This window comes from Rhizobium sp. R693 (assembly GCF_002211315.1).
Classification (GTDB): domain Bacteria; phylum Pseudomonadota; class Alphaproteobacteria; order Rhizobiales; family Rhizobiaceae; genus Rhizobium.
In genome coordinates this window covers 56,560-70,390 of record NZ_LOKY01000013.1, presented here as the reverse complement: position 1 = coordinate 70,390, position 13,831 = coordinate 56,560, and the positions used below count along the sequence as shown (strand labels likewise).

Below are 13,831 nucleotides of genomic sequence, written 5' to 3'. Positions count from 1 at the left end.
GGAATCGTTTTTGAAAAGGTATCCGGTGACTCCCATGGCGCGATACGTATTCATCACTGGCGGCGTGGTTTCCTCTCTCGGTAAAGGAATTGCGGCCGCGGCTCTCGGAGCGTTGCTGCAGGCCCGCGGTTATAGGGTGCGGCTTCGCAAACTCGACCCCTATCTGAACGTGGACCCGGGCACCATGAGCCCGACCCAGCACGGCGAAGTCTTCGTCACCGACGACGGTGCCGAAACCGACCTCGATCTCGGGCATTACGAACGCTTCACCGGGCGCTCGGCGACCAAGACCGACAACATCACCACCGGGCGCATCTACAAGAACATCATCGACAAGGAACGCCGCGGCGATTACCTCGGCGCGACGGTGCAGGTCATTCCGCACGTTACGAACGAGATCAAGGACTTCGTCACCGAAGGCAATGACGACTACGACTTCGTCATCTGCGAGATCGGCGGCACGGTCGGCGACATCGAGGCCATGCCGTTCATGGAAGCGATCCGCCAGCTCGGCAACGATCTGCCGCGTGGCACTGCCATCTACGTCCACCTGACGCTGATGCCCTATATCCCGGCCGCTGGCGAGTTGAAGACCAAGCCGACGCAGCATTCCGTCAAGGAACTGCAAGCGCTTGGCATTCATCCCGACATCCTGTTGGTGCGCGCAGACCGCGAGATTCCGGAAGCGGAGCGCCGGAAGCTCTCGCTCTTCTGCAATGTCCGCCCGTCCGCCGTCATCCAGGCGCTCGACGTCGCCAACATCTACGATGTTCCGATCGCTTACCACAAGGAAGGCCTCGACAACGAAGTGCTCGCAGCCTTCGGCATCGAGCCGGCGCCCAAGCCGCGCCTCGACCAGTGGGAAGAGGTCTGCAACCGTATCCGCACGCCGGAGGGCGAAGTCACGATCGCGATCGTAGGCAAGTATACCGGCCTCAAGGATGCCTATAAGTCGCTGATCGAAGCGTTGCATCACGGCGGCATTGCCAATCGCGTCAAGGTGAAGCTTGAATGGATCGAATCCGAGATCTTCGAAAAGGAAGATCCGGCGCCTTACCTCGAAAAGGTCCACGGGATCCTGGTTCCCGGTGGCTTCGGCGAGCGTGGCTCGGAAGGCAAGATTCATGCGGCTCGCTTTGCGCGCGAACGCAAGGTGCCGTATTTCGGTATCTGCTTCGGCATGCAGATGGCCGTCATCGAGGCAGCCCGTAACCTCGCCGGCGTGGAAAGCGCCTCGTCGACCGAGTTTGGTCCGACGAAAGAACCGGTCGTCGGTTTGATGACCGAGTGGGTGAAGGGCAATGAGCTGCAGAAGCGCACGGCATCGGGCGATCTCGGCGGCACGATGCGCCTTGGCGCCTACAAGGCTGCGCTGAAAAAGGACACCAAGATCTCCGAGATCTACGGCGCAACCGACATTTCGGAGCGCCATCGCCACCGCTACGAAGTCAACATCGATTACAAGGATCGTTTGGAAGACTGCGGTCTCGTCTTCTCCGGAATGTCGCCGGACGGCGTCTTGCCCGAGACGATCGAATATCCGGATCATCCGTGGTTCATTGGTGTCCAGTACCATCCGGAACTGAAGAGCCGGCCACTCGACCCGCATCCGCTCTTCGCGAGCTTCATCGAAGCGGCGACCGAGCAGAGCCGCCTGGTCTGATTACCAAGAGACCGCCTCGTCAATCGATGCGGCGGTCTTTTCAATTGGTGTGCCGTCGCAATCTTGCAGCGGATGAGCCAAAGCCGCAGCACGACCGTTTCCCGGGCTGCTTTTTGTATCAACGATTACGCCGCTTCCGGCAGCGGCCCAACATAAACCGAACGTGGCCGGATAAGTCGGCCCTCCAGCGCCTGCTCGCGCGCATGCGCGATCCACCCTATCGTCCGGCCGATCGCGAACACGCCGGTGAAGGACTCACGCGGAAAGCCCAGCGCTTCGAGCAGCAAGGCCGTGTAGAATTCGACATTGACGTCCAGCGGACGATCCGGCTTACGCTCCTTAAGGATGGCGAGCGCCGCGTGCTCTACGGCTTCTGCCAATTCGATCCGCTGTCTGTCGACCTGTGCGGCTAGGACCAGCGGCCGAAGAGCCTGCTTCAGGGCATCGGCGCGCGGATCACGCACCCGGTAGATGCGGTGGCCAAAGCCCATCAAGCGTTCGCCGCGGTCCAATTCGTCGCCAAGCCAATCGCGCGCATTGTCGCTGGTCCCGACCGCATCGAACATGTCCAGCACGGGACCCGGAGCGCCGCCGTGCAACGGTCCCTTGAGCGCACTTATCGCCGCCAGCACTGACGAGGTGAGGCCGGCACGCGTCGAGGCGATAACACGCGATGCGAAGGTCGAGGCGTTTAGGCCGTGGTCCGAGATCGTCACAAGATAGGCGTCGAGCGCAGCCGTCTGCTCCCAACTCGGCAACTGGCCAGTCAACATGCGCAGGATGTCGGCCGCCTGCGACAGGGAACCATCAGGCGCTACCGGCTCTTTGCCGCTCTGCATGCGGAGGATCGCCGGTAGGAAAACCGCCGGGGCGGCCAGTAATCTGAGTACTGCTTCAAAGTCCTCACCATCCGGCAGGTGAGCGATCAGAGCGCGCATGGCGTCCACAGGCGGCAATGCCAGCAACTCCGTGTCAAGAACCGTCACATGGGCGAACAAGCCTGACCGCATTTCGCCCAGCCACTTGCCGAGTTCTGCTGCACCGAAACGCCGTTCCGTCAGGCCGTCGAGCAACAGCGCAGCCACACTTTCATAGGTTGATGTCGACACGAGATGATCGAGCGACACGCCACGGATAATCAGGCGACCTGCTTCGCCGTCCACATCAGAGAGCCGCGTTTCAGTTGCAATGACATCTTCCAAACCGTTATTCATCATGTTTCTCCTTTACGTGCAATAGGATCGAGCCTAGATTAATTGACGTCAATCTTGATGAAATTGATCAATGTAAGAGGGCAGGATGTCCTGGCTAACCGCCGAGCAGGCGCTTGAGAAACTCGGCACAAAACCGCAAACGCTCTACGCCAATGTGAGCCGCGGCCGGATCCGGGCCAAGGCGGATACCAGCGACCCGCGGCGCAGTCTTTACAACGCGGCCGACGTCATGCGGCTCGCCGAACGCCACGCTGGTCGGCGCAAGACCGAGACGGTCGCGGCAGATACCATCCAGTGGGGTGACCCAATTCTGCCATCAGCCATTTCGACCATTCTGGATGGCCGGCTGTATTATCGCGGCCACAATGCGACGACTTGGGCGGAACATGCGACGCTTGAAGATACCGCCGCGTTTCTGTGGAATTCAGAACCGATTGCAGCAGCACCCAGCATGGAGCCGGAAGAATCCCCTTCGTTGGAGCGGGCATTTCTTCTGCTCGCACGGCGCGTCACCCGCGATCTGCCGACCCCTGGACGGTCGGCTAAGGTGTTGAAGACGGAAGCGGAAAGCATTCTGTCGACCGTGGCAAGTGCGCTCACACCGGATAGGACGGCTTCGCCCTTGCATTTACGCCTCGCCATGGGTTGGCGAAGGCCCGAAGCGGCCGATTGCGTCAGGCGCGCACTGGTGCTCCTTGCCGATCATGAACTCAACGCATCGACCTTCGCCACACGCGTGGCCGCCTCTTCAGGCGCAACACTGTCCGCTGCGGTCCTGTCAGGCCTTTCGACCTTGACCGGACCGCTCCACGGAGGCGCCTGGCGGAGCGTCGTCTCTTTAGTCGCAGAGGTCAATGCGCGTGGGGCCAGCCAAGCAATACGGCAGGCGCTGACGCAGGGAAGGGCGCTCCCTGCCTTCGGCCATCCTCTGTATCCGGACGGAGACATTAGAGCGAAGGCGCTAATGTCCAATTTTTCCTTGCCGCCAACCTATGCCGAACTGGCAGAAGCGGGGCAAGAAATCATAGGAGAAGGTGTCAACATCGATTTCGCGCTAACGGCCATGGGCGCAGCTTTTGATCTTCCCGACGATGCCCCTCTTGTCATCTTCGCGCTTGCACGAACCGTGGGATGGCTGGCTCACGCCATGGAGCAAGTCGAGAGCGGCCATCTCATTCGTCCAAGAGCACGCTATACTGGACCTGCAGTCGAAGTACCCGAGAAGCTTCTCATAGCATAGGAAAGTCATTGACGTTTGGGCATGCGTGCTGCAGCAATCAAGGCATGATGGCCGTTACACGCAATGTCGTTCGATCGGGGGGACGGATATGCTTGTAAACTTGAGACTGCTTTTCGCCGCAGCCGCCTGGGGTAGCGCGACCTTTCTCTTCACCTCTGATGCGGCCTTGGCACAAACGAGCGGATGCGCCATGGAGCGCGTGACGGGAACGTCACGGCAAATCATGCGCTGCGCGGATGGCGTCACGATCACAGCAGAGGGTGGGGCGCGCTTCAATCTCGTCGATCGCAACCGCGATGGGCGGCCAGACGCCATGTCATTGCGGAACAAGGCCGTCCTCGTTGACGTCGACCGCGCACGGCGGTCGGACGGGTTCGAGGTGATTACGCCACAAGCGATCGCGGCCGTGCGCGGCACGCGCTGGGCTGTCGACGTCAAGAACGGTACGACATCCGTCTTTGTCGTACGCGGACGTGTGGCGGTCGGTCGTCCATCGGCAGGAGAGCGCGTCGTATTGAATGTAGGTGAGGGCGTAGACGTCGCGCGGGGTAGCGGACCGCTTACCGTCCGCCGCTGGCCCCCCGCCCGCGCCGCGGCTCTGCTTGCCCGCCTTGGCCAATAGCGCCGATGCAGGCCAAAAGGCTCCTGATCACGATCTCGCTATTGCTCTCCGCACTTTGGGGCGGGCTTCTTGGCTATATGCATCTTTCGGGCGGCATAAGCTTCCTCGACAGCCTCGAAGCCTCTCTCACCGATCTGCGTAGCACGGTCATTGGCGCCAAGGAGCCCCCGCCGATTACCAGCATCATTGCAATCGACGACCAGACCGCCGCCGACAACGGCTATCCGCTCAATCGGGCGACGCTCGCCCGCGTGGTGGACGCCGTCAATGCCTTGAAACCAAAGCTAGTAGCGCTTGATCTCTTGCTGGTCGATCCCGGACCGGAAGAGGGCGATGCCGCACTTGTCGTGGCGCTCAAGCAGACCCCCAGCGTGATCGCCGCCGCCGGCGTTTTCCAAAAGGAGACACAGGCAGTCGGTATCGACACCAACGATCCGCTGGCGTCGATACCGACCGCCAGCAAGATGCTATTGCCCCTTAGCCGGTTTTCCGACGTTGCGGCCATCGGCGTCGTCAACGTCGCCACCGATGAATCAGGTACACCACGCTTCATCCCCCTGATTTCCCGCGGCGGCGAGCGGGTCGATGCCTCGTTTCCATTGCGGGTCGCCTCATTGGCGCTGGGTATCAATCCGGCGTTCTCGCCCGGCGGCCTTGCGCTCGGTGACCGGCATTTGCCGACCGACAATGGGCAGCGGCTACCGGTTACCTTCTATGGTCCACGCGGCACAATTCCGACATTCAGTGCCGCAGACGCGCTCGCCGGCAAGCTCCCGGCCAATGCAATCGAGGACAGAATCGTCGTCATCGGCTCGACTGTGACCGGCGGCGGCGATGTCTTCCCGACACCTTTCGATCCGGTGCTCCCGGGCGTTGAGGTAATGGCAACGGCAGCGACACATCTGATTGCTGGCGACAGCATCATCAGGGACCATAATGTGCGTCTGCTCGATTCGCTAATGGCCGTGGCTCTGCCGCTCCTGCTGATCAGCCTGCTTGCATGGCGGCGCAGCTCTATCGGCTATGCCATCATAGCCTCCGTGGCTTTCGCCTGGGCCGGCCTGAACATTGCCGCCTTCGCGCACGGCTATTGGTTCAGTGCGGCATTGCCGATCGCAGCAGCGCTGCCGCCGGTGCTGCTTTTCGGTGCAGCAGAGATCTGGATCGATCGTCGCCAGGCCGCACACTTTGCGGCGCAAAGCGATCTCCTGCAGCGCATCGAGGCCCCGGGCCTGGGTGAGTGGCTCGCGCGCGATCCTAACTTTCTCGCAAAACCGGTCCGGCAAGACGCCGCGGTCGTCTTCATCGACCTCTCCGGCTTCACAGGCTTGAGCGAGGCAATTGGCGCGACCAATGTCCGCGAAGTTCTCAGCGATTTCTTCGAGCTCGTTGACGAGGAGGCGCGCTCGCATGGTGGCGCAATCACCAGCTTCATGGGCGATGGCGCGATGATTCTCTTCGGGTTGCCGCAACCGGCCGATGACGATGCCGCGCGTGCCGCCGCGTGTGCCATTCGCCTGTGCGAGCGAATGCGGCCCTGGCTTGCGGCACATCCCGCCCTGAGCGGCCGAAAAACCGGTTTCAAGGTTGGGGCTAATTGTGGTCCGGTCGTTGCCTCGCGACTTGGAACCGGCAGCCGCCAGCAAATTACGGCAACCGGCGACACCGTGAATGTCGCCAGCCGCCTGATGGAGGTCGCTGCCGAGCGCGGTGTCGAACTAGCGTTGAGCACCGCACTGATGGAGGCGGCGGGGGCGGATAGCGCGCCCGTTCGAGCCGGCCGCCTTGAAGGCCCCGCAAAGGCACGCATTCGGGGCAGAAGCGAAGGCATCGATGTATGGTTATGGCAGGGACATCCGCTTTGACATTTGCCGCCTGACCGAGTAGGAACGGCCAACTTCTCCACCGGCAACTGCTGGCCAGGGCGCAACATGCGCGCGAGACTTCCGAAAGATAGACAACATGACAGATTTTAACGGCGTCGTTCCGGCGATCGCCAAGGCGTTGGTGAAGCGCGGTTACACCGAGCTGACGCCGGTTCAAAAGTCCATGCTCGACCCGGCTCTCGCCGCGTCGGACGCCCTCGTTTCTGCCCAGACCGGGTCAGGCAAGACCGTCGCCTTCGGCCTTGCGCTAGCGCCGACGCTGCTCGAGGACGCGGAACGCTTTGGCCCCGCGGCCGAACCGCTTGCCCTTGTGATCGCACCGACGCGAGAGCTTGCGCTTCAGGTCAAACGCGAACTGGAATGGCTTTACGAAGCGACCGGCGCGCTGATCGTCAGCTGCGTCGGCGGCATGGACATCCGTAGCGAGCGCCGCGCGCTGGAACGTGGTTGCCACATCGTTGTCGGCACACCCGGTCGCCTCTGCGATCATATCCGTCGCGGCGCACTCGATATATCCGCGCTCAAGGCTGTCGTGCTTGATGAAGCAGACGAAATGCTCGACCTCGGGTTCCGAGAGGATCTCGAATTCATTCTGGATTCCTCCCCGGATGATCGTCGCACGCTGATGTTCTCGGCAACGGTGCCGGCAGCCATCGCCAAGCTCGCGAAGAGCTATCAGAAAAATGCCGTGCGGATCGCAACGGCAACCGAGGAAAAGCAGCACGGGGACATCGAATATCGCGCTCTTGTCGTGTCGCCGAGCGACCGCGAAAACGCGATCATAAACGTCCTGCGGTACTATGAAGCGACCAACGCTATCGTGTTCTGTTCGACGCGCGCGGCGGTCAACCATCTGACTGCGCGTTTTCACAATCGCAACTTCAACGTCGTCGCCTTGTCGGGCGAACTGACGCAGAACGAGCGCAGCCATGCGCTACAGGCGATGCGGGATGGACGTGCGCGCGTCTGCATCGCAACGGATGTTGCCGCTCGCGGGATCGACCTTCCGGGCCTTGACCTTGTCATACATGCCGACCTTCCGACCAATCCGGAAACCCTGCTTCATCGCAGCGGCCGCACCGGTCGCGCCGGCCGCAAGGGCGTCAGTGCACTGATCGTACCGCTGAATGTGCGCCGCAAGGCAGAGCGCCTTCTCGACAACGCCGGCATCTCGGCCGCCTGGGCTCGTCCGCCGTCAGCGGAAGAGGTCACAGCACGTGACGAGGCGCGGCTGCTTGCCGATCCCATCTTCGAGGATGCTCCGAGCGAGGAGGTGCGGGACCTCGTCCAGCGGCTCCTCGATACACATGGCGCCGAAAAGCTCGCCGCCGCCTTCGTTAATCTCTACCGGTCCAACCAGTCTGCACCGGAGGATCTGATCGAGGTCTCGGTCCAGGATAGCCGCGGCGGCAAGCGCCGCGAGCACACCGACGGTCCACGCGAACCATATCAGAAAGGTCCCCGCGATGACTTCGGCGCGAGCGTGTGGTTTTCGATATCGGTCGGTCGCAAGCAGAATGCAGAGCCACGCTGGTTGATCCCGATGCTTTGCCGGAACGGCAATCTGACGAAGCGGGAGATCGGTGCGATCAAGATGCAGCCCGACGAAACCTACGTCGAGATTTCAGCGGACAGCGCCGACACCTTCCTGCAGTCGATCGGTCCAAACAAGACGATGGAGCGTGGCATCCGCGTCACGCCTCTCAACGGCACGCCCGATTTCAGCAAGCCTGCGGCGGCTTCCAAAGCCTATGCCGGCAAAAAGGCCTTTGGCGAGCGTCGTGAATTCAGCGATGAGCGCCCAAAAGGCAAGTTCCGCAAAGAAGCCCGCAACGAGGGCGGGAGCGACGAGCGGCGCGACTCAAAGCCCTGGGCCAAGAAGCCGGGCAAAGCGAAGTTCGAGGGCAAGGGCAGTAGTGGCCCAAAGCCCAAGTTCTCCAAAAAGAAGGGATAATCATCCCGCCAGCGGCGCAGCTTTTGCGCCTCCGCTAGAAATAGGGGGAGAAGACAAATGACAGATACGATCGTCTTGACGGTTCCTGTTTTCAGTACCCTTTGCAATGAGGCGTTCAGGCTCCGACGTGCGGTCTTCATCGCCGAACAAAATGTCCCTGACGATCAAGAGTTTGATGCGCTCGACCTGACGGCGCATCATGTCGTCGCTGTAGCAGGCGGCGAGGTCTGCGGGACGCTCCGCACCATCCATACGAACGAGCATGTGAAGATCGGCCGCGTCGCCGTCGGTAAGCCATGGCGCGGACACGGCGTCGCGAGCGCAATGTTGACCTATGCGATGAACGAGCATCGATCCGCCCGCGAGAACCGATTTTACCTGACGGCACAAAGCGATAAAATAGCGCTCTACGAACGCTTCGGATTCGTTGCTTTCGGCGACGAGTTCGCCGATGGCGGCATGCCGCATCTGGCGATGAAGAATTATTGATTGGCCGAGCGGGAAGAGGATGAGCCGACAGCACCGTCGTGAGGCTAAGCCAAGTCGCAGCGCTCTCCCCCTATCAGACGTTCGCGCCTTTATCGTCGAAAACCTTCACCTGAAACCAGCACCTGACCTGTCGGAGATAATACTCTATACGGCTCATCCCGGAAGCAGGCTCTCACGTCTCAGACCCAACGATGCGAACGGTTCGCCGCCGTACTGGGCCTACAACTGGGCCGGCGGAACGCTGCTTGCGCGGCATATTATGAGGTATCCGGATACCATTCGCGATCGCCGCGTCCTCGATCTCGGTTCTGGGTCCGGTATCGTTGGGATCGTGGCTCGAAAGTGCGGAGCATCCCACGTACTTGCCGCGGAGATCGACACGAACGCGATCGCAGCAATCGGTCTCAACGCGGAAGCGAACGGCGTCGCAATCGAAGTGACGAGCGCCGATGTGCTCGCCGGCGCTCCACCGGATGTCGATGTCATCCTTGCAGGCGACGTCTTCTACGATGCCCGGCTGGCAGCGAGGGTCTTGCCGTTCCTTGTGGCCAGTCGCAAGGCAGGCATTGACGTGCTCATCGGAGACCCACGCAGGCAGTCGCTGCCACTGGCGGCCCTAAGGCTGGTGGCTGAATACGCTGCCCCCGATTTCGGCGACGGTTCGACTGGGCAGGGGGCGATCGGCGGGGTGTTCACTCTAGCGGAGTCCTGATCAACGAGGACACTCGATTCGACGACGCTTCTTGCAGCTTCAGCAAGACCTCAAGCGCCAAATCCGCCATCGCGGCAGGAACGAAAACATGATCGTGGTGGTAGGCTGCTACCATGTTGCATGGGATTGAGTGGGTTGCCAACGCGGAGGCAACGGTGGCCGTCAGGCCGACACCTTCCAGCGACGAAAAAACTTCGAGAACGATACGCCGCATCGGCGTATCGCAATTGAAGCCGAGTTCCGCGGCCCGCCGCTTCGAGAGGATCACGGAGATTCCTTCGCGCTCGCGAAACCAGGCGAGTGCATCGGGCAGCGCAAGCCGAGCGACATCCTCGTCAGATGTCACACAGAATACGAACTCGCCCTCCATGAGTGTCGGCCTCATGCCGGAGAGCATGGCCTGTGTGTCCTTGACAGCCTCCGTCGTCATCTCAATCCTGCTTCTGTTCCCAGGAAAATACTCAGTAGCGCAAATGAGGCTCGACGGCGTCAGTCGAGAAGGTCGGGCCTTAGCAACATCACTGGGCAGGGACTCCCCGCGCTGAGTTCCGGTGCATGAGGCGGCCGAACGATCAAGCAGTCGGCCTCGGCAAATATCTTCATCATGGACGAGTCCTGCTTGGCGAACGGCTTTGCCGCCAGCACGCCCGCTGACGATCGCGACAGTTTGGCTCGGACATAGTCCTGCCGCTGGTCGTTGGCACGGAGCGTTGCAGCCGCCTCGACAGTCGCGTCGCGTTTGACCGGCGGCAGTGAGGCCAGCTTGCGAATCAACGGCTCAAGGAACAGCAGCCCGCAGACCAGGCTTGATACCGGGTTTCCGGGTAGGCCAAGGACATGCACTTCGCCGAGGCTGCCCACCATCAACGGTTTGCCGGGTCGCATCGCAATCCGCCAGAAATCGAGCTTCATACCCGACGCGAGGAGCGTAGCCTGTACCAGATCGTGGTCGCCGACCGAGGCTCCGCCGAGTGTCACAATAACATCGACCTCGGCCCGCCTTGCGCGCTCGATCGCCGCCGAAATCGCCGCCTTGTCGTCGGGCACGATCCCGAGATCAAGAACCTCGGCTCCAGCCTTGCGCGCCAAGGCAGCGATGCCGAAGGTGCTAGACGCAATGATCTGCGCTGGAGCCGGTGAGCTTCCGGGTGGCAGCAATTCGTCGCCTGTCGCAAGCAACGCGACCACCGGCTTGCGCCAGACCTCAAGGGAGGCATGGTTCATTCCGGCCGCCACTGTTAGGCGGGAGAAATCCAGCGCAGTGCCTGCCTTGAGCACCGCTTCGCCTTCAAGAAAGTCCTGACCGCGAGGCCGGACGTGCTGACCAAGACGAACAGGGAATGTCGTCCTGATACCGCCTTCGATTTTCTCTGCATCCTCCTGCAGCAAGACGCTATCAGCGCCCGGCGGAACCGGGGCGCCGGTGAAGATCCGAACAGTCTCACCCTTGCCGATAACACCCTCGAACCCATGACCGGCGGACGACATGCCTATCACCCTCAGCTCGGCGCCGGGCTCCGGCGCGTCGTCACGGCGCAGGGCGTACCCATCCATCGCGGATGCGTCGAAAGGGGGTTGGGTCAGCCTCGCTTTAACATCAGCTCCCAGTACACGGCCTTCGGCCTCCGTCAAGGAAACAGTTTCAATCGTCTGGACCGGCTTTGCGCGTGACAGCAGGCGATCCTGTGCCTCAGCAACGGGCAGCATGCTCATTTGCCGTACTCCGGATGACGAAAGTCTCCAGACTTACCGCCTGATTTTTCGAGCAACCTGATGCCGCCGATTTCCATGGCCTTGTCGGCAGCCTTGGCCATGTCGTATATCGTCAAGCAGGTAACAGAAACGGCTGTCAAGGCTTCCATTTCCACGCCGGTCTTGCCCGTCAGCTTCACCGTTGCAGTGACGCGCAAACCAGGAAGATCGGCATCCTCCGTGATGTCGACCGAAACTTTCGTCAGCATCAAGGGATGGCAGAGCGGGATGAGATTACTCGTTTGCTTGGCCGCCATGATGCCGGCCAGGCGTGCCGTGCCGATCACGTCCCCCTTCTTCGCATTGCCCGCCCGAATGAGATCAAGGGTCGCAGCCGCCATTCGCACGTGGCCTTCGGCGGTCGCAACCCTCGTGGTCTCGACCTTGTCGCCGACATCGACCATGCGCGCCTCGCCGGAGGCGTCAATGTGTGTGAGACCGGATTGGCCGCCGCTCATATCACTCGGCCGCCTGAGCGGCTTCGGCGAAGAGTAGTGCGCGCGTGGCCGCTGCAACGTCTTCCTTGCGCATCAGGCTCTCGCCGACCAGGAAGGTGTTGATTCCGACTGCCTGCAGGCGCTTGCAATCTGCGTTCGTGAAAATGCCGCTTTCGCCCACCAGCAGACGATCCCCGGGAACCATCGGCGCGAGCTTCTCGCTGACCTCAAGGCCGACTTCGAATGTTCGCAGATTGCGATTGTTGATCCCAACGAGCAGGGAGGAGAGTTTCAGCGCACGCTCCATCTCCTCGGCATCGTGGACTTCCACCAGCACATCCATACCGAGCCCAAAGGCTTCGTCTTCAAGGCGCTTTGCGTCGTCGTCCGAGAGCGAGGCCATGATCAGCAGAATGCAATCGGCGCCCCAGGCGCGCGCTTCCTGCACCTGATAGGTCTCGAACATGAAATCCTTGCGCAGCGCCGGCAGCGAACACGCTGCACGCGCCGCCATAAGAAACTCCGGCGCGCCCTGGAAGCTTGGCGTGTCCGTCAATACCGAAAGGCATGCCGCGCCTCCAAGTTCATAGGCCTTGGCTAGCGACGGTGGATCGAACTCGGGTCTGATCAGTCCTTTGGAGGGACTGGCCTTCTTGATCTCAGCGATGAGACCGTACTGGCCGGCCTCGCGTTTCGCAACGAGCGAGCGGTAAAAGCCGCGCGGCGCCGATTGATCCGCCTGCATCGCCTTCAGATCAGCCAGCGATACTTTCGCCTTTGCGGCGGCGATCTCTTCCCGCTTGTAGAGTTCGATCTTCTTCAGGATGTCGGTCATGGATCTATCCTAGTCGATGTCGTTCGACACCGCGACGAGTTTGTCGAGCGCCGCGGCCGTCGCTCCGCTGTCCAGGGACTGCGTGGCAAGCCGCATGCCGTCCTCGAGTAGCTGAGCCTTGCCGGATATCACCAGCGAGGCCGCCGCATTGGCGAGCGCAATATCGCGGTAGGCATTCTTCGCGCCGCTCAACACGTCGCGCAGCGCGGCCGCATTCACCACGCCGTCTCCGCCCTTGATGGCCTCCAGGCGGCAGGGCTCAACACCGAAATCTGATGGCGATAATTCAAAGGTGCGGATCTTGCCGCCCTCGAGTGCGGCGACACTCGTCTTTCCTGTTGTTGTGATTTCGTCGAGGCCGTCGCCGTGAACAACCCACACGCTTTCCGAGCCGAGATCGCGCATGACCTCGGCAATCGGGACGACCCACTGCGGCGCGTAGACGCCAAGCAACTGGCGGAGGACACCAGCCGGATTGGAGAGGGGGCCGAGCAAATTAAAGATGGTGCGCGTGCCGAGCTCGACACGCGTGGGGCCAACATGGCGCATGGCGGAGTGATGCTGCTGGGCGAACATGAATCCCACACCAGCCTCGCGAATGCACCGCGAGATCACCTCAGGGGTTACATCCAGCTTGACGCCGAGAGCGGCAAGGCTGTCTGCCGCACCCGATTTCGAGCTCAGGGCCCGGTTGCCATGCTTCGCCACAGGTACACCAGCACCGGCGACGATAAGGGCGGCCAGCGTCGAGATATTGTAGGTCCCGCTTGCGTCGCCGCCGGTCCCGACAATGTCGATTGCGTCAGCAGGTGCATCGACGGTCAGCATCTTCGAGCGCATCGTCGTGACGGCGCCGACGATCTCGTCGACAGTTTCACCGCGGACGCGCAATGCCATCAGGAAACCGCCGATCTGCGAAGGCGTCGCCTGACCGGACATCAGAATCTCAAAGGCCTCGCGGGCCTCCTCACGTGTCAGCGGCTCGCGGCTCGCAGCCTTCGCCAAAAGCGGCTTCAGATCGGTCATG

13 protein-coding genes are annotated in these 13,831 nt (G+C 61.5%); 7 read left to right on the top strand and 6 right to left on the bottom strand.

Features of this window, described 5'->3' with window-relative positions; genetic code table 11:
- Window positions 1–34: 34 nt before the first annotated feature.
- A complete protein-coding gene (locus ATY79_RS14675; protein WP_088692785.1) occupies window positions 35–1,663 on the top strand; it encodes a CTP synthase in 1,629 nt (542 codons plus the stop codon).
- A 125-nt stretch (window positions 1,664–1,788) separates the two neighbouring features.
- On the opposite strand, the gene ATY79_RS14670 is transcribed toward ATY79_RS14675, so the two are convergent.
- Entirely contained in the window at window positions 1,789–2,877 is a 1,089-nt protein-coding gene (locus ATY79_RS14670) for a citrate synthase/methylcitrate synthase (RefSeq protein ID WP_088704218.1), read from the bottom strand.
- 85 nt (window positions 2,878–2,962) lie between these two features.
- On the opposite strand from ATY79_RS14670, the gene ATY79_RS14665 reads away from it, so the two are divergent.
- The 6 genes from ATY79_RS14665 (at window position 2,963) to ATY79_RS14640 (ending at window position 9,780) form a co-directional block, all read left to right on the top strand.
- Window positions 2,963–4,117, top strand: a complete 1,155-nt coding sequence (locus tag ATY79_RS14665) for a citrate/2-methylcitrate synthase (RefSeq protein ID WP_088704217.1) — start codon at window positions 2,963–2,965, stop codon at window positions 4,115–4,117.
- 88 nt (window positions 4,118–4,205) lie between these two features.
- Entirely contained in the window at window positions 4,206–4,739 is a 534-nt protein-coding gene (locus tag ATY79_RS14660; protein ID WP_088692782.1) for a FecR domain-containing protein, read from the top strand.
- A gap of 5 nt (window positions 4,740–4,744) precedes the next feature.
- Window positions 4,745–6,604, top strand: coding sequence for an adenylate/guanylate cyclase domain-containing protein (locus ATY79_RS14655; RefSeq protein WP_088692781.1), 1,860 nt, complete (start codon window positions 4,745–4,747; stop codon window positions 6,602–6,604).
- A gap of 97 nt (window positions 6,605–6,701) precedes the next feature.
- Entirely contained in the window at window positions 6,702–8,579 is a 1,878-nt protein-coding gene (locus ATY79_RS14650; RefSeq protein WP_088692780.1) for a DEAD/DEAH box helicase, read from the top strand.
- Window positions 8,580–8,636: 57 nt separating this feature from the next.
- Window positions 8,637–9,068 carry a GNAT family N-acetyltransferase gene (locus ATY79_RS14645; RefSeq protein ID WP_088692779.1) on the top strand — a complete coding sequence of 144 codons (432 nt, stop codon included), beginning with the start codon at window positions 8,637–8,639 and terminating at the stop codon, window positions 9,066–9,068.
- Between the two features lie 19 nt (window positions 9,069–9,087).
- Complete coding sequence (locus ATY79_RS14640) at window positions 9,088–9,780, top strand: 50S ribosomal protein L11 methyltransferase (RefSeq protein ID WP_088692778.1); 693 nt, start codon at window positions 9,088–9,090, stop codon at window positions 9,778–9,780.
- Here the strand turns inward: ATY79_RS14640 and ATY79_RS14635 are convergent.
- The 5 genes from ATY79_RS14635 to trpD are packed head-to-tail and all read right to left on the bottom strand — an operon-like array spanning window position 9,761 to window position 13,830.
- Complete coding sequence (locus tag ATY79_RS14635) at window positions 9,761–10,210, bottom strand: ACT domain-containing protein (RefSeq protein WP_088692777.1); 450 nt, start codon at window positions 10,208–10,210, stop codon at window positions 9,761–9,763. The two genes, ATY79_RS14640 and ATY79_RS14635, sit on opposite strands and share 20 nt — an antisense overlap.
- Window positions 10,211–10,269: 59 nt before the next feature.
- A complete protein-coding gene (glp, locus tag ATY79_RS14630; RefSeq protein ID WP_088704216.1) occupies window positions 10,270–11,493 on the bottom strand; it encodes a gephyrin-like molybdotransferase Glp in 1,224 nt (407 codons plus the stop codon).
- On the bottom strand, window positions 11,490–11,990 hold the full coding sequence (gene moaC / locus ATY79_RS14625) for a cyclic pyranopterin monophosphate synthase MoaC (protein ID WP_088692775.1): 501 nt from the start codon (window positions 11,988–11,990) through the stop codon (window positions 11,490–11,492). Before moaC ends, glp begins: the two co-directional genes overlap by 4 nt.
- A gap of 1 nt (window position 11,991) precedes the next feature.
- Window positions 11,992–12,804, bottom strand: a complete 813-nt coding sequence (gene trpC / locus ATY79_RS14620; protein WP_088692774.1) for an indole-3-glycerol phosphate synthase TrpC — start codon at window positions 12,802–12,804, stop codon at window positions 11,992–11,994.
- A 9-nt stretch (window positions 12,805–12,813) separates the two neighbouring features.
- Window positions 12,814–13,830 (bottom strand): anthranilate phosphoribosyltransferase, encoded by a 1,017-nt coding sequence (trpD, locus tag ATY79_RS14615; protein ID WP_088692773.1) that lies wholly within the window; start codon window positions 13,828–13,830, stop codon window positions 12,814–12,816.
- Window position 13,831: the final 1 nt, after the last annotated feature.